Source organism: Paenibacillus sp. J31R109 (genome assembly GCF_059692055.1).
Map to the genome: position 1 here is coordinate 396,990 of NZ_JCAUAR010000003.1, position 24,916 is coordinate 421,905.

The 24,916-nt window shown below is 45.4% G+C and carries 23 protein-coding genes and 1 riboswitch; of the genes, 7 read left to right on the forward strand and 16 right to left on the reverse strand.

Features of this window, described 5'->3' with window-relative positions; all coding sequences use genetic code 11:
- Positions 1 to 47: 47 nt before the first annotated feature.
- The 3 genes from AC58QT_RS11605 to AC58QT_RS11615 form a co-directional block, all read right to left on the reverse strand.
- The gene (locus tag AC58QT_RS11605; RefSeq protein ID WP_497409118.1) at positions 48 to 1,679 is read right to left on the reverse strand and encodes a type 2 periplasmic-binding domain-containing protein; all 1,632 of its coding nucleotides are present in this window, start codon (positions 1,677 to 1,679) and stop codon (positions 48 to 50) included.
- A 62-nt stretch (positions 1,680 to 1,741) separates the two neighbouring features.
- On the reverse strand, positions 1,742 to 2,620 hold the full coding sequence (locus AC58QT_RS11610) for a carbohydrate ABC transporter permease (protein ID WP_497409119.1): 879 nt from the start codon (positions 2,618 to 2,620) through the stop codon (positions 1,742 to 1,744).
- Between the two features lie 25 nt (positions 2,621 to 2,645).
- Positions 2,646 to 3,599, reverse strand: coding sequence for an ABC transporter permease (locus tag AC58QT_RS11615; protein WP_497409120.1), 954 nt, complete (start codon positions 3,597 to 3,599; stop codon positions 2,646 to 2,648).
- Positions 3,600 to 3,846: 247 nt separating this feature from the next.
- Between AC58QT_RS11615 and AC58QT_RS11620 the strand changes: the two genes are divergently transcribed.
- Positions 3,847 to 6,630 carry a glycoside hydrolase family 31 protein gene (locus AC58QT_RS11620; RefSeq protein WP_497409121.1) on the forward strand — a complete coding sequence of 928 codons (2,784 nt, stop codon included), beginning with the start codon at positions 3,847 to 3,849 and terminating at the stop codon, positions 6,628 to 6,630.
- Positions 6,631 to 6,682: 52 nt separating this feature from the next.
- Here the strand turns inward: AC58QT_RS11620 and AC58QT_RS11625 are convergent, their stop codons facing one another.
- The 3 genes from AC58QT_RS11625 to AC58QT_RS11635 all read right to left on the reverse strand — a co-directional run bounded on the left by AC58QT_RS11625 (position 6,683) and on the right by AC58QT_RS11635 (position 9,881).
- Positions 6,683 to 8,452, reverse strand: a complete 1,770-nt coding sequence (locus AC58QT_RS11625; RefSeq protein ID WP_497409319.1) for a M56 family metallopeptidase — start codon at positions 8,450 to 8,452, stop codon at positions 6,683 to 6,685.
- 51 nt (positions 8,453 to 8,503) lie between these two features.
- The gene (locus tag AC58QT_RS11630) at positions 8,504 to 8,881 is read right to left on the reverse strand and encodes a BlaI/MecI/CopY family transcriptional regulator (RefSeq protein WP_497409122.1); all 378 of its coding nucleotides are present in this window, start codon (positions 8,879 to 8,881) and stop codon (positions 8,504 to 8,506) included.
- Between the two features lie 106 nt (positions 8,882 to 8,987).
- On the reverse strand, positions 8,988 to 9,881 hold the full coding sequence (locus AC58QT_RS11635; protein WP_497409123.1) for a LysR family transcriptional regulator: 894 nt from the start codon (positions 9,879 to 9,881) through the stop codon (positions 8,988 to 8,990).
- A gap of 165 nt (positions 9,882 to 10,046) precedes the next feature.
- Here AC58QT_RS11635 and AC58QT_RS11640 point away from each other — a divergent pair, with 165 nt between their 5' ends.
- Positions 10,047 to 11,033: a zinc-binding dehydrogenase gene (locus AC58QT_RS11640; protein WP_497409124.1), complete on the forward strand. Its 987-nt coding sequence runs from the start codon at positions 10,047 to 10,049 to the stop codon at positions 11,031 to 11,033.
- A gap of 110 nt (positions 11,034 to 11,143) precedes the next feature.
- Here AC58QT_RS11640 and AC58QT_RS11645 read toward each other — a convergent pair whose 3' ends face one another.
- The 4 genes from AC58QT_RS11645 to AC58QT_RS11660 form a co-directional block, all read right to left on the reverse strand.
- Positions 11,144 to 11,815, reverse strand: a complete 672-nt coding sequence (locus AC58QT_RS11645; protein ID WP_497409125.1) for an ABC transporter ATP-binding protein — start codon at positions 11,813 to 11,815, stop codon at positions 11,144 to 11,146.
- Positions 11,816 to 11,894: 79 nt separating this feature from the next.
- Positions 11,895 to 12,596: an RNA polymerase sporulation sigma factor SigK gene (sigK, locus tag AC58QT_RS11650; protein ID WP_310502826.1), complete on the reverse strand. Its 702-nt coding sequence runs from the start codon at positions 12,594 to 12,596 to the stop codon at positions 11,895 to 11,897.
- 418 nt (positions 12,597 to 13,014) lie between these two features.
- On the reverse strand, positions 13,015 to 13,188 hold the full coding sequence (locus tag AC58QT_RS11655; RefSeq protein WP_310502827.1) for a hypothetical protein: 174 nt from the start codon (positions 13,186 to 13,188) through the stop codon (positions 13,015 to 13,017).
- A 13-nt stretch (positions 13,189 to 13,201) separates the two neighbouring features.
- Entirely contained in the window at positions 13,202 to 14,215 is a 1,014-nt protein-coding gene (locus tag AC58QT_RS11660; RefSeq protein WP_497409126.1) for a hypothetical protein, read from the reverse strand.
- Between the two features lie 182 nt (positions 14,216 to 14,397).
- A riboswitch (purine riboswitch) is annotated at positions 14,398 to 14,496 on the forward strand.
- A gap of 61 nt (positions 14,497 to 14,557) precedes the next feature.
- Between AC58QT_RS11660 and AC58QT_RS11665 the strand changes: the two genes are divergently transcribed.
- Positions 14,558 to 15,982 carry an NAD(P)/FAD-dependent oxidoreductase gene (locus AC58QT_RS11665; RefSeq protein ID WP_497409127.1) on the forward strand — a complete coding sequence of 475 codons (1,425 nt, stop codon included), beginning with the start codon at positions 14,558 to 14,560 and terminating at the stop codon, positions 15,980 to 15,982.
- A 188-nt stretch (positions 15,983 to 16,170) separates the two neighbouring features.
- On the forward strand, positions 16,171 to 16,512 hold the full coding sequence (locus AC58QT_RS11670) for a LytTR family transcriptional regulator DNA-binding domain-containing protein (RefSeq protein ID WP_310502830.1): 342 nt from the start codon (positions 16,171 to 16,173) through the stop codon (positions 16,510 to 16,512).
- 76 nt (positions 16,513 to 16,588) lie between these two features.
- Here the strand turns inward: AC58QT_RS11670 and AC58QT_RS11675 are convergent, their stop codons facing one another.
- The 6 genes from AC58QT_RS11675 to AC58QT_RS11700 all read right to left on the reverse strand — a co-directional run bounded on the left by AC58QT_RS11675 (position 16,589) and on the right by AC58QT_RS11700 (position 21,906).
- Positions 16,589 to 16,987: a hypothetical protein gene (locus AC58QT_RS11675; RefSeq protein WP_497285697.1), complete on the reverse strand. Its 399-nt coding sequence runs from the start codon at positions 16,985 to 16,987 to the stop codon at positions 16,589 to 16,591.
- A gap of 111 nt (positions 16,988 to 17,098) precedes the next feature.
- Positions 17,099 to 18,364: an MFS transporter gene (locus AC58QT_RS11680; RefSeq protein WP_497409128.1), complete on the reverse strand. Its 1,266-nt coding sequence runs from the start codon at positions 18,362 to 18,364 to the stop codon at positions 17,099 to 17,101.
- On the reverse strand, positions 18,361 to 18,810 hold the full coding sequence (locus tag AC58QT_RS11685) for a MarR family winged helix-turn-helix transcriptional regulator (RefSeq protein ID WP_497409129.1): 450 nt from the start codon (positions 18,808 to 18,810) through the stop codon (positions 18,361 to 18,363). Before AC58QT_RS11685 ends, AC58QT_RS11680 begins: the two co-directional genes overlap by 4 nt.
- Before the next feature lie 419 nt (positions 18,811 to 19,229).
- Positions 19,230 to 20,324: a lactonase family protein gene (locus tag AC58QT_RS11690; protein ID WP_497409130.1), complete on the reverse strand. Its 1,095-nt coding sequence runs from the start codon at positions 20,322 to 20,324 to the stop codon at positions 19,230 to 19,232.
- Positions 20,299 to 20,958: a DUF2238 domain-containing protein gene (locus tag AC58QT_RS11695; protein ID WP_497409131.1), complete on the reverse strand. Its 660-nt coding sequence runs from the start codon at positions 20,956 to 20,958 to the stop codon at positions 20,299 to 20,301. The genes AC58QT_RS11690 and AC58QT_RS11695 overlap by 26 nt, the downstream gene beginning before the upstream one ends.
- Before the next feature lie 102 nt (positions 20,959 to 21,060).
- On the reverse strand, positions 21,061 to 21,906 hold the full coding sequence (locus AC58QT_RS11700) for a helix-turn-helix transcriptional regulator (RefSeq protein WP_497409132.1): 846 nt from the start codon (positions 21,904 to 21,906) through the stop codon (positions 21,061 to 21,063).
- A gap of 134 nt (positions 21,907 to 22,040) precedes the next feature.
- Here AC58QT_RS11700 and AC58QT_RS11705 point away from each other — a divergent pair, with 134 nt between their 5' ends.
- The 3 genes from AC58QT_RS11705 to AC58QT_RS11715 all read left to right on the forward strand — a co-directional run bounded on the left by AC58QT_RS11705 (position 22,041) and on the right by AC58QT_RS11715 (position 24,739).
- Positions 22,041 to 23,036, forward strand: a complete 996-nt coding sequence (locus tag AC58QT_RS11705) for a Gfo/Idh/MocA family protein (protein ID WP_497409133.1) — start codon at positions 22,041 to 22,043, stop codon at positions 23,034 to 23,036.
- 29 nt (positions 23,037 to 23,065) lie between these two features.
- Complete coding sequence (locus AC58QT_RS11710) at positions 23,066 to 24,004, forward strand: aldo/keto reductase (protein ID WP_497409134.1); 939 nt, start codon at positions 23,066 to 23,068, stop codon at positions 24,002 to 24,004.
- Between the two features lie 168 nt (positions 24,005 to 24,172).
- Positions 24,173 to 24,739, forward strand: a complete 567-nt coding sequence (locus AC58QT_RS11715) for a c-type cytochrome (RefSeq protein ID WP_497409135.1) — start codon at positions 24,173 to 24,175, stop codon at positions 24,737 to 24,739.
- Positions 24,740 to 24,916: the final 177 nt, after the last annotated feature.

The following is a 24,916-nucleotide window of genomic DNA, read 5'->3' on the forward strand; positions in this document are numbered from 1 at the left end:
CTTTCCATAGGGAAAAGGGGAGGTTATCCCCTCCCCATTACCACCTATTATTTACCAAGCATTTGATTGTATGCGTCTGTCCATTCTTTCTCAACTTCTGTACCACCGTTAGCATAATATTTTTTTACATAGTCGTCAAAGGCAGTGATTGGAAGCTCGCCCGTGATAATTTTGAAATAAGCTTCAATCGTTGACTTCGCAAGCGCATTGCTTGATTTAGCAAACGCATTTGTCGCTGGAAGAGCGAGCGGCTCATAGCCTTTGGTTTTTACATTTTTCTCAGCAAAATCGAACAAGAATTTGTCTCTCTTCTGTGAGAATCCACCGTTCGTAGGGTTAAATACGTTCCAACCCTTCGCATTTGCGTTCTTCGCTGGATCTTTGTCCATGTTGACGAATTGCTCACCATTCAACTTCCAATCTTGATCTTTAATACCTTGTGTTACTGTAAGGAAATAATCATAATCGGTGAACGTGGCATCAATCATTTTCAATGTTGCTTCGACAACTTTCGGATCTTTCGCTCCCTTAGTCGTAAAGATGTAAGAGTTCGCGTAGGTTGCCCATTGTGGCGCGCCAGATGCTCCCTTAGGACCCGTCGGTGCTTTCCCGAATGCGATCGTTGCGTTAGGCTGCGATTTGTTGAAGTTCACATATTGACCGCCTAATGTATCGGCTGCATTATTCGGCTCTAGCACATTGCGCCAGTGATAGAACATCCCTTTGCCTGTCAAACCGATTTTATTATTGTAAAAGGCTTGCGAATCCGCCCAATAACCTGTTGTATTCTCGGAAGTGATGAATTCAGGATCAATAAGTCCGGCTTTATACCATTTGCTTAACACATCCAGTGCATCTCTCATTTCTGGTTGTGTTGCTGCTGTTACGACTTTGCCATCTTTCAGTAATGGCATTAAGGCACGAGCTGGCTCCTTCGCAGCTGCTTTCACATCATCGAAGGCTGGACGACCGAATGCCCCCATGACAACGGGAATCGCAAAGTCTGACATCCCGTACGTATCTTTTTTACCATTGCCATCTGGATCATTGTTACGGAACTTCGTCAACGCATCTTCAACCTCAGTTAGCGTCTCAGGCGTTTTCGTAATCCCTACCTTTGCTAACCAATCTTGGCGCCAAACGATAACTGTCGGATACATGGAACGCGGATTTGTACCTGGAAGGGCATACAATTTACCGTTAACTTTTCCGAAATCCCAAGCATTTTTATTGACAGAATCAATATATTTGGCATAGTTAGGTGCCACTTTACGAATAAGCGCTTCGTCAATTGGTGCCGCTACATTTTGAGTAATTAACTTTGGCAGGTTTTGAATGTTAGAGATTTTCATAAAGTCTGGCATTTCACCAGCGGCAAAGCGCATATTGAGTGTTTCGTCCCATTTCTGAGCATCGGCATACCAAAGGTTGAATTTCACATTAAACTTATCCTGAACCATTTTAACAACAGGGTTCGTATCCGGATTCTCAACTTGCGCATTTGAATCGTAACCTAACCAATCAATTTTAACTGGTTCTTGCTTTGCTGGAGCTGTCGACGGCGCTGCGCTTGCAGCAGCAGTCTTATCTCCGCTGTCATTGTTGCCACAAGCAACCAAGCTAGCGCTAAGCGTTAATCCAAGTGCAACTGTTGAAGCCTTTTTCCATTTCTTTGTCAATGTTACCCCTCCATAATCATTCTATCATATGTTATCCCTATTCATAGGGGACTAACCATTCACTAGCCTTTGATCGAACCAATCAAAGCGCCTTTGATAAAGTATTTTTGCAAAAATGGATACACAACTAGGATAGGGAGAATGGATACCATCAGTGTGGCCATTTTCAAATTTTCCGCACTCACCGTTAACTTGTTACCCGAAGAAGCTTGTTCCAACATGGGGTCTGTGCCTACTAGCAAAATATTGCGCAAAATAATTTGAAGCACTTGCTTCTTCTGATCCTGGATATAGACCATGGCATCGAACCATGCGTTCCAGTTACTAACTGCGGAGTACAGTGCGACAGTCGCAATAATCGGTAAGGAGAGCGGAAGAATAATTCGGAACAAGATGACAATGTCATTCGCACCATCGATTTTCGCTGACTCCTCCAAGCTTTCTGGCAATCCAGCTAAAAAGCTTCTAGTAACGAGCAACATGTATGTGCTAATAGCAGCTGGCAGTACCAACGCCCACATGCTGTTCATCATGCCTAAATTTTTCACGAGTAGATAAGAAGGAATCATACCCCCGGAGAAGAACATTGTGACGACAATTAGACTCGTCCAGAGCTTGCGATTCGGCAAGAGTGCTTTGGACAATGGGTACGCACCTAGAAATGTTAGCAGTACCGTAATCGAGGTTCCGAGTAACGTCCGAATAATCGTATAGCCGTAAGCTGTCCAAATCCGATCGTCTTGCAGAACAGTCTTGTAACCACTCAAGTCAAATTTCGTCGGAATGAGATGAAAGCCATAGCTATTAATGACATCCGGCGGGCTCAGTGAATTCGTAACCACCTGCAGAATGGGGATGATGAACGTCAGACATAACAGTCCAAGCAGCACATAAACAGAGGTAATAAATACGCGATCTGTCATCGTTTGTTTGATTTTCAAAGCTCTTCTCTCCTTTTCTAAGCTGTTAGATGATGGACTCGTCGGCTATTTTTTTTGCAATGAAATTTGCACTTAGGACGAGGATCAAGGCAACGACATTTTTGAATAAGCCTACTGCAGCTGCATAGCTAAAGTTCATACGGGCCAAACCTTCATTGTAGGTGTAAGTAGAAATCACATCACCGACATCAAGTACTTTGGCATTCAACAGATTGAATACTTGCTCAAAGTCATCATTGATGATCGAACCGCTTGATAAGATCAACATAATAACAATGACCGGAAACATCGAGGGCAGTGTAATGCGCCAAATGCGGCCGAAGCGATTAATCCCATCTACTTCAGCTGCCTCATAAATTTCAGGATTAATTCCTGCAATTGCAGCCAGATATATAATCGTGGAGAACCCGATATTGCGCCAAATGTCTGAGCTAACAAGAATGCTGCGGAACCAGCTTGGCTCGGTAATGAAGAAGATCGGTTCCATTCCTAGCTGTGCCAGTAAAATGTTAATCGGCCCACGGCTTGGAGACAAAATTTCAATAAGTAAGCCCGAAAGGACGATCCAAGAAAGAAAATGCGGTACATAGCTAATCGTCTGTACGAATTTCTTATAAGCGGCATGCTTGACTTCATTAATTAAAATGGCAAGCAAGATTGGCGCCGGGAATCCAAGCAGCAGCTTATAGAAGTTAATCAGTAATGTGTTTCTTAAAACTAGCGGAAAGTACTCACCAGTAAACAAATCTTTAAAATTGGCTAAACCTACCCAAGGGCTTCCTGACACACCTTGCAGGACCTGATAATCCTGAAAAGCAATTAACACCCCGTACATCGGTCCATAATGAAAAATTGCGTAGTACGCCAAAACGGGAAGAAGCATGATAAACATATACTTATAGTTCCAATATTGACGCCATAGCGAATTGGTTTTGGTGCTCCTTCTCTTCTCGCTTTTGATTGCTGTTGTAAGCTCCATCTCGTCCACTCCAGTACTGTTTGTTGTCTGTATGACTACTATAAATTCAGAGACGGTTACGTGTCTGCTTACGATTCTGACCTCTTTACAGACGATTTTTACCTAGGCCAACTAGCAAAAAGTTAACAAGACCTCGTTAGGAGAACAAGGTAAAAATCGTCCTTATATTAGTCAGAATCGTTAGCAGACATCTCTCATCTGCGAAAATATAGTAAAAGATATACATGTAAAGAAAAGAGGATTTTCCATGAACACAACACTCCAACTAGAATGGCATTCAGGGTTATCCAGGGATGTACAGCTTCAATTAACAGAGCAAGAAAAGTTCATTACCTCCAACATTCGTAGTGTTAAAAAGATCGATCTAGATTCAGGAGCCTCTTTAACAAGCGAAGCTCAAGATCTAGATGAAGCTAATTGGTTCTATACTAGCTTCACGCTTTCGGATACAGAAAGACATGCGCTCTTGCGTGTCCAATATGTAAGTCTCGATTTTGGTTTATTCGCAAATCTGCGAAAGGTTTCCATCTACTTGGATGGCGTTGAGATCGGTAAGTCCAACAATTACGGCTCTGAGTGCACGTTCGTCGTTCCGAGTTATATGCTTTTGGAGGAAGGCAAACACTCCCTACTCGCTGTAATTACAGATAGCGTACAGCTTCAGACGTGGATCAAAGGCAGAGGTATGGAGCTTCATACGCCAGAAGGTTTTATTAGTATGCTTCATGAATTGCCAACCACCGTAGGGCTCGTAGCGAAAGATGGACTCGGTTGTGTAACAGGAGTTCGACGTGACGACAGCACGATTGTGATTGACTTTGATTCCGGGAGCCAAGGTTTGTTGAAGGCTTGGAGTCAGGGTGTGTTCCGTTTCACGCTGAATCAACCGACAGACTCCTCTGGGCAGCCGCTTATTGATGAACTATGTCTCGATGAGCTGGAACAACATTTGCAGGAGGAAGCATGGGGAGAAATTGAGGAACGCTACGGCGATTACATCATTTCCTTTCAGAATCTAACAATTCGTGTTACTTCCAAGCCGTTTGCTCTGACTGTTCAAGATGCCGAGAATCGGGTCTTATTCCGTCAACATACTTCTGGCTTAATCAACGGACAAATTGTAGGGGCATCCATCGATTTGGTACCTGACGAGCATATCTTTGGACTAGGCAAAAATGCGACGCCAACCATAGATAAACGTGGTCAACGTGAAGATATTTGGGTCAATCATGATTGGATTACCTGTGATATTCCCGTTCCGTACTACATCAGTACCCAAGGTTACGGTTTTTACATGAACAATTCGTATCATTCTGTTTTTGATATGGGGAAACTTGTTCCGAACCAAGCCATTGCGTGGGCGATGGGTGGCAAGCTGGATTACTTCTTCCTCTATGGCCCAGAACCGAAACAAATCGTATCGAGTTACACAGCGATTACAGGCAGATCCAAGATGATCCCACGTTGGACATTCGGGTATATGCAATCCAAAACAGGTATAGACACGACGGATCTCGCGATGAGCACGATTCAAAAGTTCAAGCAAGACGACATCCCCATCGATGTCTATTGCATTGATCCTGCTTGGCAGCATGATATGTGTGATCTGCAATGGGACAAGCAAAACTTCCCGGATCCAGCGCTTTTCATGGATTTTCTCAAGGAAAACGACATCAAACTTATGCTCTGGACAACGCCATTCGTTAATCATTCTTGTGGCAAATTTGAAGAAGGGGTTAACCAATCGTTCTTCTGCGTGGATAAAGAGGGTGCCTTCTATCCGATCGTTTGGTGGAAGGGCTTCGGTGCAGGTCTGCTTGACTTCTCCCAACCACTTGCCGTTGATTGGTGGCGCGAACAATTGCGTCCGTTACTTGATCTCGGAGTTGAGGCGCTGAAGATTGATGGTGGTGATGGTGGCGAAGTACCTGCCACGATTTACAATGCTGCTGGACGTAGCGGCAGTGAGTTTCACAACCTATATCCGGTCTATTTCGCTAAATCCATCTACGAATCCATGCTGGCAGAGCGTCCGAACGTCCGCCCCGTTGTCTGGGAGCGAACGGGATTCGTCGGCAGCGGTAAATATCCTTGCTCCTGGGGCGGAGATCAGAATGGCGACTTCGAAGGTACGCGTGTCTTAATTAAAGCTGGACAAGGGGCTGGACTTATCGGTATCCCTTTTTGGTCCCATGATATGGGCGGTTTCGGAGAATGTCCGGGGATGACGGAAGAATACCTACTCCGCTCTTTCCAATGGGGACTGTGGTCACCTCTTTCTCGGGCACATGGGCCTAGATCCAATCCTTGGGCATACAGCGAGATGGCGACGAATATTGTTCGCGATATGATTAAACTGCGGTATCGCTTACTCCCTTATTTGTACAGCTTGTCGTATGAGACCGTGCAAACTGGCATTCCGATGATGCGAGCTATGATGCTTGAATACCCTCATGATCCTGAGACTTACAAAGCGGATTATCAGTATTTCCTAGGATCTAGCTTCCTTGTAGCTCCGATCTATGAGGAAAGCGGCCATGAGCTATACACCGCAGTTCGCGATGTTTATTTGCCAGAGGGCGAGTGGTTCGACTACTGGACTGATACCGTCTATCAAGGTGCTCAAACGATTCGTTACAAGGCAGAACGTGACATCATTCCGCTATTCGTGCGGAAAGGCGCTATCCTTCCATATATCGAGCAAATCAATAACACCTCTGACTATTCGGGAGACCGTTTCGAGATTCATTTTTATCCTTCAGAAACAGAAAGCAGCTTCGATCTCTATCATGATGATGGACTAAGTCTGGATTATAAGCACGGGGCTTATGAGTTGATTCGTTTGAGCTGTCGCAAAGTGAAGGATCAAGTTAAAGTTACCCTTGCGACAGAGCATCAAGGCATGATTCATGGTAATGCAAAGACAGAGTTTACTTTTATTGTTCATGACTCGGAGATGACCTATTCCTCTGCAACCATTCAGTATGCAGTAGGGACGAATCAGGAAGTGATTTTGACTTCAGAACGTTAATATATAAAGACGAAAGACCTTACAAGAAGTCGTAAGGTCTTTCGTCTATTTACTATTTATCAAATGTCGCTGCTTTCGGTGAATAGACCGAGATAGAGGCCACTTTCGCTTTCTGATTGCCAGAAAGATCTGGAAGTACGACTCTCAGTTCATAACTCCCTGTTGGATAAATGAGAAGCTGCTGCTTACCTTGGGTAATCGTTTGAGCCGGCTTACCCAGTACTTGAAGAACATCTCCATAAGTCACAACATTGCCTTCCTTTACCGCATCCAACGCGCTGCCGCTTAAGCGAATTTCATACACGACATCTCCATGCCCTGCGGCAAATTCAATCGTCCCTTTGTTCATGCCAGGCGCATAGGCCTCATAAGGGTTTCCGGCTGAAGAAGCTTTATCAGGAGTTCCCCATGCGTTATGAACATCATCAATCAAAGACTTACCTACGATAATGCCAGTCACTCCCTTGGCTTCACCTTTTGCCGCTAGGTCCTTCATTTGCTTCAAAAGTGACGCGGAGCTGCTCGTTGTTGTAGACACAATTGGTGCTGCAGTTGGTGCTGCAGTTGTAGACGCAGTTGGTGCTGCAGTTGCCGTTGCCGATACAGGCGCCGGTTCCTTGACCGCAGGTTGATTGTTATCTTCCTTCGAATCCACTGCATCTTGCTCGGTCACGTTCGTATCTGGCGAAGCCGTTGCAATCGGTGAAACAGAACTTATTGGGGCAGCTAATGAGGTCTGCGCATGCGTGCCTCGTGCCGTTGTCAACGCGATCCCACCAATGACTACAATGGTTGCAAGGCCCAGAATGGACCAACGATAAGAACCTTTTTTGAATGATTTTATCATATGAATTCTCCTTTTCAGTTGAGCCTTGTTACCCGTGAAGGATGCGGATCCCGGCGTTTGTAAGGTGTGCGAGAGTTTCTCCATTAATGTAATAATCGTTCGCCCATACTCCAATGACCGCTGGGGCTCCATGTAAGTTAAAACAAGCGCATCACAGGCTAACTCTTGATCTTCTCTCATGCGCGAATACGCGTACCAGAGAAATGGATTAAACCAATGAATAAGTAGCAGCATGTAAAATAACCAATTCACTGCAATATCCTTGCGTTTCAGATGTGCTAACTCATGCATGAAAATATGCTGCAATTGCTCATCACTCATCGCATCGATCTCGTTAACAGGTAAGAGCAACTTTGGTTTCATCATGCCGTACAACGAGGGACTCCGTACATCGGTCGATTGGACCAAGGTGACGTTCTGTCTGATCGACATTACATTCTTGGTACGCGCTAGAATTTCCAACATTCGCGTCTCGTTCCGATTTATTTTTCCATTCCATATCCGTTGATGTTGACGTCGGTTCATGCCAATGGTGTATAACATCAGCACCAGCATGCCGAAGAGCCAAAGGATAACACTGATGCTTATCAAGCTAAAATGAAAGTTTGGTGTTGTTTCGCTAATTTGTGTTTCGGATTCAGATAAAACGATATGCCCTTGTAGTGAATCCGGAGCCGGCTCTGTGTCCGTCGTAGTTTGAAGCTCATTGACTAACCTCTTGTTAGGATCCATTGTGTCTGTCTGAAAAGCAATCACATGGTCAATATGAGGCAAGTTGTAAATGCTTAACATATAGGGAGGATCCCAAGGGACAGCCAACTTAATGATCACTAACATCCATAAGGCATACTGCCATCTTGGTTTAAGTCGGTCTCGCAGCAGCCATTTGGCCAAAAGAATCAACGTAACGATAACGCTAGCCATCATCGAGGTGGATATTACCCATTGAAAGACTACTTGAAGGTCGTGCATCACCAAAGTCAAACACCTCCCTCTTTGCACCTGGTGCTTGTGGAATGAGACAAGTTACATCGGTTTCTTTTCATCCAAAATTTTCTTCAACTCTTCAATGTCTTCTGTCGTCAACTTCTCATCTTTTAAAAAATTCACAAGCCACGGAGACCGTCCCATACCGACAATTCGTTTCATAAAAGACTGCGTCTCCTGCATCACACACTCATCCTGACTGACAAGCGGGTAATATTCATAATTACGATTATGTTGTTGATAGCCGATAACTTGCTTCTGAACTAACCGATTTAGCAGCGTCCGTATCGTCTTGGGGCTCCAATCCGTTGATGATTCAAGTTCTTCAATAATGTCATTCGCCGTACTGGAAGCTCGTGACCAAAGTACACGCATGACTTGCCACTCGGCTTCCGATATTTTAGGTGTTTCTTTCATTGACATACCACCTTTATCAAATGGATTTTGGATTACAATTGTAGTCCTCACATTTATATATTACAACTGTAATCCAAAAGTGTCAACTTTCACCGTCGTCTTGTCGTTACAACAAATCCCTCTCCAATCTCGTCAAAAACAATTTCAATGGCTCCAATCCCAATTTATCTTTCGCACATACCCAACTGATATAAAAAGGCTTCCAACATGGAATGGTTAGATCGATACATACGAACTCGTCCTTAAGCGCGGCATTGTTCACGAAAGATAAATCCGTCCCTAGCGTTGCTACGGTACCATCTGATAGCATTTTAAGCATAGTAGCGACATGATTCGTATAGAGTTGCACATTCAAGGGGCCATACTGATTACTGAAATCATCGAGGAATTTAGCCAACGTTTCATCGTTGTGAATCACGAGTGGCACTTGCAGCAACTCTTCAATCGAAATGGATTTCCGGACGGCGTAAGGCGATTGGTTATGAACGATTAGTGATAATTTGCCTTCTAATAGTCGCCCGGCTTTTAACTTAGTATTCTTAAGCATCATTTGATCAGATACAATGATTAATCCGATATCAACCTCACCATTTTGAATATCTTCTAAAATATCCGCTCTCGTTTTCTCTGTCATGGAAAGCTGTATCTGAGGATAGTCTTTTCTCATGCCAATAAACGTGTTCATGGCTAGAAATAGCAGACCCGCCATGCCAGATATGCGAAGCTCTCTGATCTGTGGACTTGCAAACCGAGCTGCCTCCTTCTTTACTTCGTCGAATGTATGCAAAGCTTCTATTGCCTTTCGAATAATAGCCTGCCCTTCTGCGGTAGGAACGGCCCCTACATTGGTTCGTTGAAATAGTTTTATGTTTAACTCAGCTTCTAAATTAGAAATGGATTGGCTTACCGCAGATAAAGTTACATTTAAGCGGCTAGCAGCTTTGGACAATGATCCTGCCTTCGCAACCTCCACCACACATTCCAGTTGCTCTAATTTCATCACGGACTCCCCTTTAAAAATACTTAATAGCTCTTCATAATGTTTAAATCCACCTTAATCCTAATTGTATATTATAATGATCACGATTCTTTGATTCCATTCACGAATAATGACTAATTCCGGGATTTATCATTATGATAATTTTTATTTTAAAGGAGACTAGCTATGAAAGCATGGTTATTTGAGAAAGTCGGAGAACCAATGAAATTAGTCGAATTACCTAAACCACAAGCACAGCCCGGTTGGGTTGTCATTGATGTAAAGGCAGCAGGCATGTGTCATTCGGACGTAGGATTTACGGATGGTTCATTAACGCATATGTTGTCTCGCATGCCAATCGTGCTTGGTCATGAAGTTGCTGGAGTAGTCGCTGAAATCGGTGAAGGTGTAACTGGTTTTCAAATCGGGGATCGAGTCGGTGTCGCGACAAGCGCTGGCGAGGATGAAACTGTCTTAGAAGGCAATGGCCTCATGGGTGACAGTGTGCCGGGTATCCATATTAACGGAGGTTATGCAGAGCAAGTGGCGATTCGAGCTTCTCGCTTGATTCCGATTCCAGATAGCGTATCTTTCGAATTAGCAGCAGTCGCTACAGATGCGATTGTTACTGCTTATCATGCGGTTATGACTACAGGCCAAGTAACGTCCGATGATGTTGTTGGGGTTATTGGACTCGGCGGATTGGGCATGAACGGACTTCGTATTGCGGCGCTTACCGGGGCCACCGTATATGCGGTAGATTTGAATCCAAATCTATTTGAAGAAGCTAAAAAGAATGGCGCAGCCGCATGTTTCACAGCTATTGCTGATCTAGAAACAGTAAAACCGACGGTGATTATTGATTTTGCCGGCATGGGTACAACGACGGCTGAAGCCGTAAAAGTATCTGGCAGAAATGGACGCGTCGTGGTCGTCGGATTAGGAAAAACAGAAGCCACAGTGAATACGATGATGATCGTTGCTCGTAGACTGGAATTGAAAGGCTCACTTGGCGGCGTTCACGAGGATCTAGTTCGCGTATACGAGTTGTTAGCCCAAGGTGAAATATCCCCCGAACTGACCGAAGTTTCATTCGATGAATTGAACGATGCGTTAGTGCAATTCACGGCTGGGAAGACACGCGGTCGTATTTTTACGAGACCGAATAAGTAAATGACATTATTAATTCGGCTATTTATGTTAACCAACTAACGAACTTATTCTCCTTTATAAGTAAAATAAACCCGCGCTATTTGCGCGGGTTTATTTGCTTCATTTCGAACTCAATGCAACAACTGCCCATCCCTAAACCGCACAACCCGCTTCGCCTGCTCCGCAACCTGCCGATCATGCGTAATCACAATAATCGTCCGCCCCTGATCATTCAACCTTGTGAAAAGATCCATGATCTCCGCGCCCGTCTTCGAATCCAGCGCTCCCGTTGGCTCATCCGCCAGAATGATCGGCGGATCGCCTGCCAACGTGCGCGCAATCGCAACACGCTGCTGCTGCCCGCCGGATAATTCCGAGGGCATATGTTTCCTTCGATCCAGCAGATCCACTGCTTCCAACGCTTGCATGACCATCGGCTCCCTCTGCTTTCGCGTCATGCCCCGATAAATCAGCGGAAGCTCCACATTCTCATACGCGCTCAACCTCGGCAGCAGGTTAAAGTTCTGAAAAACAAACCCGATTTTCTGATTCCGAATCTCGGCTAATTGTGAATCCTTTAACGAGTGAATCTGCTTTCCATCCAGAACATACTGGCCTTCATCCGACACATCCAAACACCCGATAATGTTCATCAGCGTAGACTTCCCAGATCCAGACGGCCCCATAATGGCAACATACTCACCATGCGCGATATCTAACGAAATGTCATCCAACGCCCGTATGGTTTCCCCGCCCATATGGTAAAATTTACTCACATGCTCAATTTGAATTAAGGCTGTCATTGTTTTCGCCCCCCATTACTAAATGAATGAAGTCTGCGATACATGCGATTCCCTTAACCTTGTAATGCCTTTCATGCTTTTACCGCTTCGCCTTATAAAACTCATGATACAACTTCATCAACGCCCGCTTCTCAATCCGCGACACATAGGAACGCGAAATGCCCAGCTCTTTCGCGATCTCCCGCTGCGTCCGCTCCTCGCCGCCAAGCTCCAACCCGAACCTTCCGACTACGACTTCTTTCTCCCGGTCGTCCAATATTTCCAGATTTCTGTAAATTTTCGACTTCTCAATCTTCAATTGCACCGCATCCACCACATCGTCCGCCTCGCTGCCGAGGATGTCGATCAAAGTAATCTCGTTCCCCTCTTTATCCGTTCCGATCGGATCATGCAATGACACATCTTTACGTGTTTTCTTCAAGGAACGCAGATGCATTAAGATCTCATTCTCGATACAACGTGCAGCAAAAGTCGCCAGCTTCGTGCCCTTATTCGGAGAGAAAGACTCGATTGCCTTGATCAGACCGATCGTCCCAATAGAGATCAAATCCTCCAAATCTTCCCCTGTGTTGTCGAATTTTTTTACTATATGGGCGACAAGTCTCAAATTGTGTTCAATTAACTTGTTCCTAGAATGATCATTGCCTTCTGCCATAAGCCTCAGATGTAATTCTTCTTCTGCCTCGGTAAGTGGTTGAGGAAACGCGTTGTTCTTGACGTAGGACACAAGTAATGTAAGCTGTTTTATCAACATGGCAATCGTACCAAACAATCCTGGCATTCCAGCTACCCCCTTGCGCGTATTGCGGAGCATATTGCCTTCGGTAGCCTCCGCTATTTAGAGTAGTATTAGTCTATGTAGGTGTAAGCCTAGATGTGCCTGTACGATTTTCTCTAGGCAAATTAACTAAAAACCTCCTCTTCTCGAGGAGGTTTTTATCTTCGGTACACGCTTCATTTTTGTTCTAACTCTTTTCCCATTACGATGGAGAAATAAGGCGGACGTATGTCTTTCAATCTATGCCCCTTACTCATCTTAATGTTAATCCCCTCTAACTTCCTTATGATCTCATCTCGTTGCATGTCTTCTTTCGTCTGAAACACTCCTTCTTTCATCGTGTTCTCATCTTTAACATTTAAGCTTTGCTCTATTCAAATAGAAAAGAGGGACCGCATGGCCCCCCTTCTACATCTATAACTTATACGATAACTTCGTCTCGTCTGTTACCAACAACAGAGAAGTACTCCGTTTCAGCATTTGGCGCTTTACGACCGATTTCAGCTTTAATCCCCAATTTACTGAGGCGCTCGATGATACTTTTTTGCTGCTGTTGGAACTGGGATTGCTGCTTCTGCTTATTCAGCTTAGTCATCAGCACTACCTCCTTACAATCTGTCGGTCTCACCATTATATAGCAATCCACGTAATCTTTCCATAAACATTTCATCTATTCTTCGAATAACCGGGTAATAGTCACGGTCAACTAAGATATCTGGGTGCAGGGTAATCAGATACACCATATTATCCCCCCATAGATTGAATTGCCGAGCTGAATACACTCGACCTTGTTTAAAGCCAATTGCTAGATGCTTGAAAATGAAAAAATCATCTTTTAATAGAATCGTCCTTAAGACCCCAGTCCGTTTATGCTCTTCCAAAGCAACGGTTTGTTCCGCGGTTAAGTAATTTTCATGAAGTCTTAAATCGTATCGTGTTTCAATCAGACCAAGGGCCAGTTCTACAAAGGCAAAAGTAAGGACATCATCATCTGTAGGATTGGTTACTAAACGCAACTGCTCACCATGCTCTTGAATAAAATCCACAATGGGATTAAAGTCCCCTTCATTCAATCGATCATACGCGCTCTGGAAGTGTGTAAACATTCTTTTATCCAGCAAATAATAGGCTTGGTCCATTGCATTTAAATCTATGCCTTCTTCGATGAATCCATTCTGATACTTTATTTTCACTCTTGTTTTATTACCCATATGTTTAATTTCGTAATTATAAACCTGAATGGCTTGAATATAGGGTTGATCATTAACAAATGTTTGTATGGTATGTAATAATAGTTCACTTCGTCTATAAGCAGAATATTTTTTGTTAAGCTTAATGGCGATACTCAATTCCTCTTTCATTTCTTCATCTTTCTGAGCTAACTCCTCATCCTTCTTGTTCACGATCCCCTTGCTGTAGTCATAAAATGCGACACAAAGATAGTACAAAATCAAAAAGGAGAAGATAATCGGCACTTTAAAATCCAATAGAGGCGCAATAAACTTTTCACCAGCTGTCTTTGCCTGTTCGGAGTAATTACTCCAAAGCCCTATAGCAAATAGCAATAAGGCTAACGAGGCAGGCGGAACAATGTATTTGAGAAGTATCCACCCAAATTTCAATTCAAAGTACCTCCCTCATGTGCAAAGAGTACGAAATTAAAAGCGATAACTACGTAATTATATTTTGAATCTGCGCACGAGTCAAAGAAAACTTTGGAAACAAATCCCATTATAATTAACGAACATTATCCCATTGACACTGAATATTGTTCGTATTATGATAGTCAAGGTGATACCAATCAGCCACATAACTATGAAACGTTCGTATATCCTCGAGAATTGGCTTGAGGGTCTCTAGAGGAAGCCATAACTTCCTAGCTACGACGGGTGCTCTTTTTTGCATACCCGTGTGGCTAGGTTTTTTTGCGTCCAAATATGACTGTTCCCAAGGAGAGTACTGATATGAAAGCTTATGATTTTATCGTTGTTGGTGCAGGACCTGCCGGTATTTTTGCTTGTTATGAAATGACCTTACTTCATCCTAATGCGAACATTTTACTCGTTGACAAAGGCCACGATATTTATAAACGCAGTTGTCCGATTCTTGAAAATAAAATCAAACTTTGCCCACCTCCAGCTGGTAAGAAGGACTTCTCCGGTTGTCTTCCTGCCTGTTCCATTACCTCTGGTTTTGGCGGAGCAGGCGCTTATAGCGATGGGAAATTTAACATTACAACCGAATTCGGTGGCTGGATGACCGATTATTTGGCTCCGAGTAAAGTCATGGAACTGATCCGCTATGTCGATCACATTAATCTTCAGCACGGCGCAACGGAGAATATGACCGATCCTACTACCGAAGCTGTAAAAGACATTGAACAACGTTCTTATGCAGCTGGTCTGAAGCTGCTGCGCGCTCAAGTCCGTCATTTGGGCACGGAGCAAAACCTCATGATTCTCAAGTCCATCTATGAATATTTGAAAACACGCATCGATATGCAGTTCAAAACGGAAGTCGATGATATCCTCACAACGAAGAAAGAAGATAAGAATGTCGTTCAAGGTATTCGTTTGAAGGACGGCACCGAGCTTCACAGCAATTATGTGATGCTGGCGCCTGGCAGAGACGGTTCTGCCTGGTTAACCCAGGTTCTCAAGAAACGCCGGCTCAAGATGTCCAACAATCAAGTCGATGTGGGTGTTCGTGTTGAAACTTCGGATGTCGTCATGCGTGAAATCAATCAACATTTGTATGAAGGTAAATTCGTGTATAACACGTCAGTTGGAACACGCGTGAGGACATTCTGTAGCAACCCCTCTGGACACGTTGTTGTTGAGAATCACAGCGGCATTATGGCAGCTAATGGTCACTCTTACAAGGATCCTGCACTTGGATCACAAAATACGAACTTTGCCCTGCTCGTATCTCACAAATTTACAGAGCCATTCGATAAGCCGAACGAGTACGCGAGAGAAATTTGTAAGCACGCGAATGACCTATCCAGCGGCGGAGTTATCGTTCAGAAGTTCGGAGATATTATGCGGGGACGCCGCTCTACAGCTGAACGCATACGCGAAGGTTTCTTGGAACCTACGTTATCTGAAGCAGTTCCTGGGGATCTGGGCCTCGTTCTTCCCTACAATACAATGAAAAGCTTAATTGAAATGATTCATGCTCTTGAAAAGGTAACCCCAGGTATCGCATCCGAGCACACGTTATTCTATGGTGTTGAAGCGAAGTTTTACTCCGCACGTCCTAAGCTGAGCGAGAGCTTCGAGACGGAAATTAATGGCCTCTACTGTGGCGGCGATGGCGCAGGCATCACGCGGGGATTAGCACAAGCAGGTGCTGCTGGCGTATGGGTAGCTCGTAACATTCCGCTGTAAATCATTTCCGGGGAAATATTCGTTCATCCGTCAAAAAGCATCATAAAACCAGCATATTCGACCTTTGGAGGACGAAATATGTTGGTTTTTTTCCATGCAAAAAGCCTTCCCATGCCTCACAAATTATGGTAAGATAAAACCGTCTTAAGTAATGTAAGCGTTATCATTTTAAAAAGGGGGCAGATAAAATGAATGTGGCGCTCGAAGTAAAGAATACGTATGAGGATTTTATATTAGAAAAGGATATCATGTATTTCCGCGTTGGTGAACATGGCCTAGTCTCCTTTCATGGGAAGAACTACCATATCAAGAAGCGTCTGAATACAGAGCAAATCCAAGAGATGACCTCAGACAGCAGCTTTTTCAAAGTAAACACCGATTGTTATGTGAATACACGCAAAATCCAACATATTCAAGACGGTAAAGTATTTTTTGAAGTTCGAGGATCTGAATCCAAATACACGTCTGTTACTAAGCTTCGCCAATATCGTCTGAAAGAACTTGTCCTTCAACAAAAAGCCGAAGCCTAGGTTCATTCATACGGAAGAACAGCAAAAAGGAGCTAAGCGATGAAGTTCGCTGGCCCCTTTTTTTGCATGTATCTTATTATGAAATTTTGGCAAGTGTCTCTTGCTGATGCTCGCGGATCAGAAAGCGTATGTAATCGACGGTTGTATCTTTCACTTTCTTGGCTTCTTCCAACGTAGCGAAACCGTATTCAGCATAATCAGTGCTTTCATACTTGTTCAACTCTTCATTGTTCATGCCAAGTGTGGAAAAGTTATGAACGAGCTCATGAGATGTTCTAGAATCCACATTTTTCACAAAAATATCTTTCGAAAAGAATGATCCCTGTTTCTCCACTTTAAAAATGACGCGAAACGGTTTCTCCTTATCCGAAACAAAACATTTAATGACAACGTCGATTTCCATCGTTTTGTAATCCACAGTGTGCTTCGGTTCCTGCATAGGTTTCTGCATCCATTTCTTCAATATCCCCAGCACAAGATCCCTCCTCACACATGAACTTATGCTCATATTGTAGCGAATCCCTAGTAAATTGACAACCCAAATGATAGAATCTTTATAATATAAAATATTGATTACACTCGTATTTCAAGCTAGTTCCTGCTCGTTAAGAGATTTCATAGTGAGCGATGACTTGTATTTCCACGTAATGAACAAACAGAGAAGACTCGTCAGAACCCCACAGGCCACGAATGCCCCATTTGCTCCAAAACGATCTGCAATGAATCCAGAAAACAAGCTGCCAATCGGCGTAGATCCAGCAAATACAAGCGCATACACACTCATAACACGTGCGCGATACTCATCCTTCGCATACATTTGCAGTGCAGAGTTACTATTCGTCGCGAATAAAATGTTAAAGAATCCCGTGCATGCAAGTAGTGCTCCACACACCCAGACCGAGCCGCTCAGCCCATTCAGAATTAAGCAAATAGCGACCATACAGCTCGCAAACATGCTCACCTTCAGCTTCGGACCCCGCTTACTGCGAAATGACATCGTGAGTGCTCCCGCAAGCGATCCCACCCCCAAACAGGACATCAGCGTTCCATAAGTCGTCTCTCCCATGTGCAGCACATTTTTCGTAAACACCGGAATGAGGATATTAAAATTAAAAGCAAGCGTCCCAATAACCGTCACAAGCAGGACAGTTGGCGACAATATGGGATCTTTGGCAATATAAACGATACCATCCTTAATTTCCTTCAAAATGCCTTCCTTCGCTCTAATCTTACGAACATAAGGCGCTGCCTCAATATGAATTAATCCATAGAGAACAGCCAGAAAGCTGAACCCATTCAGCAAAAAGCACCAGCCAGCCCCCAACCACGCCATCATCACGGCGCCAATGGAAGGTCCCACAATTCTTGCCATGTTAAACGTCGTCGAGTTGAGCGCAATCGCGTTCATCAGATCATCTTTACCTACAATTTCCACATTAAACGACTGTCTTGTTGGCATATCCAAGGTATTATTTAAGCCCAGAAGTAGTGCCAGAACAAGGATATATTCATATTTCACTGTATCCGTAAGCACCAAAGCAGCCAACGCGAAAGCGAGTGTCATTGAAACTGTTTGTGTCAGGATAAGAATCTTCTTTTTGGGAAATTTATCAACAATAATACCGGCAAACAGCGAGAATAATAGAATGGGTAGAAATTGGCATGCCGCTACAATCCCAAGTTTGAGAGACGATCCCGTTAGCGTCAGCACCAGCCAAGATTGACCGATATTTTGCATCCAAGTACCGATGAGCGATACACACTGCCCTAACCACATATACCGATAATTTTTGTGTGTCAGTGCATGGAAATGACGATTAATAAATACAGATCCCGCAGCCCTCACATTCATAGGTCTCCCTCTTCCTCAGCAAAGTGTGCCGCATTATGACCCATTTTTTCTAAAACAATAAGGGCCATCTGCTTCTCTTCATCCGACATGCCGAACGTCAATCGTTCCCGCCAATCGGTTAGTACCTTCCGCACATCCTCTTTAATGCCACGAGCTTTTTCCGTCAAAAAAACTTCATTGCATCGCTTATCCTTTTCACTCACCTTGCGCGTTATGTAGCCCTGCTCTTCTAGCTTTTTAAGCGCTTTCGCCGTCGTTCCTTTATCGATTTTCAAATAGTCGGACAGCTCCTCTTGCGTCAAGCCATCCTCTTTATAAAGCGCATTGAGGAAAATATGTTGACCTCTGCCGATCTCGAACTCCTTTAAATGGTCACCGATGTACATCTGCCCGTACCGGTAAATCAGCGAGACCCACCTCGGTATCGAATTCCGCGTTTCTATCATCGCAACCCCTCCTAAAATCAAACTAACCTGCCGAATCGTTGCACTTGCCACTAATTTAGTTTACGCCGAATACGTTGCATCTGCAACTAATTTTTAGCGGAAATTTGAATAGCTTCCAGTGAACCAACCTAAACAGCTTGCGAGCATATTAAGAAGCACGGCTGCTTCGTCCTCGGGTAGCCAGAATCTAAAAAAGATGCGAATATGCATCCTTTTCCACTAGAGAGGTCGCGTTCTATTAAAAAAGATGCGAATACGCATCCTTTCCCTCCGCATTTATGCTTTTTATGGAATTTCGGTAAAAAAAGATGTATTTTCGCAGCAATTCTTCAATAAATGGGCTATTTCCCTTAAAAAGATGTATTATTGCAGTTCTCATGTAAAAGAAGGTGCAGGAACTACCTGCACCTTCCTATTACCTACAGAAACCTCACGCAAACCGGCCGCGATACCGCTGCCGTGTGCCCGGTTTCTTGCAGCATCCCCGTCTCCGCATCCCTGCGGAAGACAACGATGCTGTTCGAATCCTGGTTCGCCGCGAGCAGGAACTCGTCCTGCGGCGAAAGGGCGAAGTTCCGCGGCGTCCGCCCCCGCGTCGACTGCCAACCCACGACCGACAGCGTGCCGCTGTCTCGGTCAACCCCGTAAACCGCGATACTATCGTGTCCGCGGTTCGAGGCATACAAGAAACGGCCATCCTCGGAGAGGTGGATGTCCGCGCAATAGCTGACGCCTCCGAAGTCCTCCGGCAGCGTCGATAAGGTCTGGACCGCGGCCAAACTACCCGCGGCCGCCTCATAAGACAGCACCGTCACGGTGCTGTCCAGCTCATTGATCGCGTACACGTAGGTACTGTTCGCGTTAAACACCAAATGCCGCGGGCCCGCGCCCGGCTTCAAAGCCGCTGTGCCGTGCGGCAGCAGATCGCCGCTCTCCGCGTCAATGCGACTCACGATCAGCCGATCCAGGCCGAGATCGGCTGCAACTGCAAACCGATTGTCCGGAGACGGAACAATCGAGTGTGCGTGCGGCGCTTCTTGGCGATTCGCTTGCGGTCCAAGTTCACCTTCATGCTTCATCAGTTGTGTATGTTCACCCAAACCGCCGCCCGCTTCTACGGGGAACACAGTCACATCGCCGCTTAAATAATTGGCCACATACACTTTGCGGTTCGTGGCATCCAAGCTGATATAGCAGGGTGCAGAACCATCTGCCGGTTGTTGATTAATTCGGCTCAATCTCCCTGTGCCCGCTTCAATTGCGTACGCTGCAGCAGAGCCTCCAAAACGACCCTCGTACGTTTCAGTTTCACTCACAGCGTATAGAACCGTTCCTTCTTTGTTCACCTCTAAGAACGAAGCATTAGGTAAATCGCTATACCTTTCAACCAGCGTCATCTCTCCATTTTGACCATTAAAGCTATATAAAGAAATGCCCTCCGGATGCTCTTCATTTGTGTAGGAACCGATATAAACCCATTTTGTCATCTTACAATTTTGCCTCCCCAATATCACTAGGATTAGTTTTCGCTTTCCATCGCTTACTGCAAGCAGTCACCAACATCGCGATGATTGCCCCGTATAAGGCAAGCTCCATATCATGCTGGGCATCCCATGGATCCCCTTGTGCACCGACAAATAACGTACCGATTTCTGGAGCTACAATCTTCGCTACCCACATTTCGATAAGCTCATAGAATGCGCCCATAGCCAACACGATAACACACGTTATTACATAAATCCATCTTCTCCCCAGCTTCGTCCACGCTGCCAAACCTTCATAAATCGGATAGGCGCATAGTAAACCAAAACACAGATGAACCAGCCGATCGAAATGATCGCGTTCAGACCCGAATAGGCTTCGCAACCAAGGATCGAACCAAGTTCCATTGTACGAAAAATGGGCTCCAATGCTGTGCAGCAACAAGAAGCTAGCAAGTAATCCATAAGTAAGATTGGAAAAAGTAAACAACCTATACGTAGCCACAATGCCAAGTAATGCTGCCCAAATCAATAAATTTTCCAATACCCAATCCCCTCGGCTATGAGGACTAATGGCTAACCATCCCCATGCACCTAGCCAGATCACCATCATCCCATGCAGTATCCAATTCGTTCTAAAAGGCTTCTTAATCGCTTTATTTTGCATCTTACGCCCCCCTTTTGATCTCTACAGACTAAGGGTAACGTGCATCACTGACTTCCAAAAGTACTAACTTTTTCTAGTACCCGCACAGAGCCGTTCGCTCTTTTAATTGAACAAACCTTTCATATAGAGGCTGCGAAACTCACTAGGTGTCATCCCTTCATGCTCATGGAATCGCTGATTGAAATAGCTTGCTGAAGTATAGCCCGCTTCCATCGCGATATCCTTGATCGGCCAATTTTCTTTCTCAATCAACCGCTGCTTCGCGAATTGAATCCGACAAAGTGTAATGAACGAGAGGGGTGTCATCGAGGTCGCTTTGCGGAATATTTTGCAAAAATAGTACGTACTCACGCCTGTTAGCTCCGCCCACTCCTCCAGATTAAAAGGCTCACAGGCTCTGCTCTGCATCTCTGGAAGCAAAGCAAGGATCCGATCCACAGATTCCGTTCCGCGATTGACCGTTAACGGGGTAGCATAGCTCATGAATTCACATAAAATCATATAATTCAATGTGCTCAATTGTGTCGGACGAAGAATTTGGTAATGTTCGGCTTCTAAAAGCAGTTCATTGAACGCTTTCTCCAGCTCGGCACTTCGTTTTAACGTCCACAGATTGCGCAAAAAACCTTTCTCCAACAGAAATTCCTTAATCTGATCCCCATAAAAATGCACCCAGCGAATATCCCACGGATCATCTTTCGAACTGTAATAACGCTGCTCTTGATAGGGCGGAAATAAGAAGGCATCTCCCTTCTGCAACGTGTACAGCTGCCCTTCAAGTTCCACGTATCCCTTCCCTGCGATGACAAAATGCAAACTATACGTCGACCACAAGCCCTCTGGGCGCTCCACTTCATGATTGGATTCTTCGCGATACCAACCTACGGATTCTGGGAATAGGAAGTAAGCCGATTGCTGTAAGGTAGGTAACATGACATGACGACGCATCTAATCAGGCCTCTTTTCTAATGACAATATTACGATAGTCTATTCAATATATTGTTATATTCATTTTAAATAACTCATTTTATAATAGCAATATAACGTTACACATTCCGCTTCAAAAAAGGAGAAATACGATCATGACTAAACTACGTTGGGGAATTTTGGGCTGTGCGGGCATTGCCATCCGTGCCTGTATTCCAGGGATTCAGCAATCGCAAACAGGTGTTGTAAGCGCAATCGCAAGCCGCAACTTGGAAAAATCACAAGAGGTTGCAACTCGTCTTGATATCCCGAAAGCTTATGGAAGCTACGAAGAATTAATCGCCGATCCCGAGATCGACGCTATCTATATTCCACTCCCGAACCATTTACATAAAGAGTGGACAATCCGAGCAGCTGGGGCTGGTAAGCATGTGCTCTGCGAAAAGCCTGCCGCTTTAACGACAGCCGAAGTTCAAGAAATGGTAACAGCCAGTGAAGAAGCCGGCGTGCTGTTTGCCGAAGCTTTCATGTACCGCCACCACCCTCGCTACGAGCGTGTGAAAGCCATCATCCAATCCGGCGAAATCGGAGATATTCGTGGTATTCACGGCGCATTTACGTTCAGCAATCCCAATGATAGCAAAAACGTTCGTTACGTCCGCGAGTGGGGCGGCGGCTCGGTTTATGATGTTGGCTGCTACCCGTTAAGTGCGGCTAGATTTCTGCTAGAGCGTGAGCCTGAAGCTGTTACCACGCATGCCTTCTTCTCCCCCGAACATGATAACGTCGACATGATGATGTCCGGACTTGTGGAGTTCAGCGGCAATGTTGCTCTTACATTTGACTGTGGGATGTGGGCTTCGTTCCGTAACACGCTAGAAATTCTCGGTTCAAAAGGTCGCATCGTTATTCCTTCGGCTTTTGTAACACCAACGGAAGAATCCGGTCATTTCCAAGTGTATGTTGGCAATGAGCAGCGCGAGGAAAAAGTGCCATTCCTTAACCAATACTCCCTGCAAGCTGACGACATGGCTTATGCAGCATGGGGTGAGAAAGCTCTGCGTTTCCCTGCTCAAGACGCTATTTTAAATATGCGAGTCATCGACGCCTGCTTGCAATCTGCTTCAGAGCGTTCACGCGTGAAACTTTAATAATAATTAATCGAGAGGCTGGGGAACTCATGAAACATATTCAAATTAAAGGATTAGATAAACCGGTATCTTCGTTGGTGATGGGCTCTGATTTTTTTAGATTGGACAACAAGCAAGAGGTAAGTGATATCCTTCAACATTATCTCGCAATTGGCGGGAACACCATTGATACTGCACACGTGTATTGCGGTGGTCAAAGCGAGCAAGCGATCGGCATTTGGTTGGAAGAAACGGGTAAAAGAGAAGAAATGGTGATCTTCACGAAAGGCGCTCACCATGATCAACATGGTCCACGTGTGAATGCGGAAGCTATTCGCCACGACCTCCTGACAAGTCTAGATCGGATACGCACGGACTATATCGATTTGTACGGTTTACATCGGGATGACCCTGCAACTCCTGTCGGTGTCATTGTTGAAGCGCTGAATGAGCATCTAGAAGCTGGCCGTATTCGTGCCTTCGGCGGTTCTAACTGGACGCATCAGCGTTTGCAAGAAGCTAATGACTATGCCGCGAAGCATGGCCTTGTCGGCTTTAGCTTCAGCTCGCCTAACCTCAGTCTCGCGAAGCCCAATGAGCCATTCTGGGCGGGCTGTGTATCCGCAGACGAGGAAACGTTGCGCTGGCACGAAGATCAGCAGTTTCCACTGCTGTCCTGGTCTTCACAAGCGCGCGGTTTCTTCACGGGCCGCTTCACGCCGGAAATCCGCGATAACGCTGATCTGGTTCGCGTATTCTACAGCGACGCGAACTGGACACGACTGCAGCGCGCAAAAGAGCTGGCGCAGGAGAAAGGCGTCAGCGCGATTCAAATCGCGCTCGCTTACGTGCTAAGCCAGCCGTTCCCGGCGTGCGCGCTGATCGGAGCGCGCACAGAGGCCGAGATGGTCTCCTGCCGCGATGGCGCAGAGCTTGTGCTTTCGGCGCAGGAGCTGGCCTGGCTTGATTTGACCGGAGCTACAGTGTAGCTCGCGGTTGCCCTTCCAGCGCAACGAGTACAGCCCAGCAAGCCCGTGGTACCTAGGGCTTTGCTGGGCTTTTTGCACTCATTTTTTGACACATTCTATAAGGAGAAAACCAAAAGCCATTTTCCAACGTTACCTAAAGTAGAATCTACGATAAGGAGTTGGATTGCTTTGAACAAATGGATACATATCAGCATTTGTGGAATAATCCTACTCGCTGCCACAGGGTGCAGCGAGAAAGTTGCCGAACCAGCGGCCAGCTCCCCAGCCGCTGTCACCACCACGCCGTCACCTGTAACGACGGCGGTTGTATCTGCTACGCCGACTCCACAAGTGTCGGCTCTAATTGCGGCGACGGCAACCCCGCCGCCTGCTGCCAGCACTTCGCCGCAACCGCAAGCGGCGGCAACCCCTTCACCATCGCCTACGCCAGCCCCTGCAACCCCTTCGCCATCGCCGTCCCCTGTGCCTACCGTCAAGCCGGAGGCGACGGCAAGCACCACGCCTAGCACCAGCGCGAAGGCCGAGCTGCTGTACAAAGACAACTGCTTAGCCTGCCATGGCGCAGGCCTTACGGGTGACTACGGTCCCAACCTGACGAAAGTCGGTTCGCGCAGAACGAAAGATCAAATCGCCGCGCAGATCATGAACGGCAAAGTCGAAATGCCGCCTTTCAAAGACAAGTTGAAAGCAGAGGATATCGAAGCATTAGCGAATTGGCTCGCAGCCAAAAAATGAGCATACGCACTAAGAACGAAAGCAGGCATTCCCCTTAAAACGGATGCTTGCTTTTCTCTGTTTTTCACTGCTTTACTAGAAATGCTCACTTCAAGCAAAAACGCTGCCATAAACGGCTGTTACACGCAGGATCAGATGGACGACCATTCGTTCCCATGATAAGATGTAAGAAGTATT

Excerpts from the sequence above, each read along its gene's own strand:
- AC58QT_RS11620 (WP_497409121.1), top strand. The coding sequence starts at position 3,847 with ATGAACACAACACTCCAACTAGAATGGCATTCAGGGTTATCCAGGGAT.
- AC58QT_RS11655 (WP_310502827.1), bottom strand. The coding sequence starts at position 13,188 with ATGACTAAGCTGAATAAGCAGAAGCAGCAATCCCAGTTCCAACAGCAG.
- AC58QT_RS11670 (WP_310502830.1), top strand. The coding sequence starts at position 16,171 with ATGAATGTGGCGCTCGAAGTAAAGAATACGTATGAGGATTTTATATTA.
- AC58QT_RS11635 (WP_497409123.1), bottom strand. The coding sequence starts at position 9,881 with ATGAAATTAGAGCAACTGGAATGTGTGGTGGAGGTTGCGAAGGCAGGA.
- AC58QT_RS11680 (WP_497409128.1), bottom strand. The coding sequence starts at position 18,364 with ATGAATGTGAGGGCTGCGGGATCTGTATTTATTAATCGTCATTTCCAT.
- AC58QT_RS11695 (WP_497409131.1), bottom strand. The coding sequence starts at position 20,958 with ATGCAAAATAAAGCGATTAAGAAGCCTTTTAGAACGAATTGGATACTG.
- AC58QT_RS11630 (WP_497409122.1), bottom strand. The coding sequence starts at position 8,881 with ATGAAAGAAACACCTAAAATATCGGAAGCCGAGTGGCAAGTCATGCGT.
- AC58QT_RS11700 (WP_497409132.1), bottom strand. The coding sequence starts at position 21,906 with ATGCGTCGTCATGTCATGTTACCTACCTTACAGCAATCGGCTTACTTC.
- AC58QT_RS11710 (WP_497409134.1), top strand. The coding sequence starts at position 23,066 with ATGAAACATATTCAAATTAAAGGATTAGATAAACCGGTATCTTCGTTG.
- AC58QT_RS11705 (WP_497409133.1), top strand. The coding sequence starts at position 22,041 with ATGACTAAACTACGTTGGGGAATTTTGGGCTGTGCGGGCATTGCCATC.
- AC58QT_RS11665 (WP_497409127.1), top strand. The coding sequence starts at position 14,558 with ATGAAAGCTTATGATTTTATCGTTGTTGGTGCAGGACCTGCCGGTATT.
- sigK (WP_310502826.1), bottom strand. The coding sequence starts at position 12,596 with ATGCCAGGATTGTTTGGTACGATTGCCATGTTGATAAAACAGCTTACA.
- AC58QT_RS11645 (WP_497409125.1), bottom strand. The coding sequence starts at position 11,815 with ATGACAGCCTTAATTCAAATTGAGCATGTGAGTAAATTTTACCATATG.
- AC58QT_RS11640 (WP_497409124.1), top strand. The coding sequence starts at position 10,047 with ATGAAAGCATGGTTATTTGAGAAAGTCGGAGAACCAATGAAATTAGTC.
- AC58QT_RS11615 (WP_497409120.1), bottom strand. The coding sequence starts at position 3,599 with ATGGAGCTTACAACAGCAATCAAAAGCGAGAAGAGAAGGAGCACCAAA.
- AC58QT_RS11685 (WP_497409129.1), bottom strand. The coding sequence starts at position 18,810 with ATGATAGAAACGCGGAATTCGATACCGAGGTGGGTCTCGCTGATTTAC.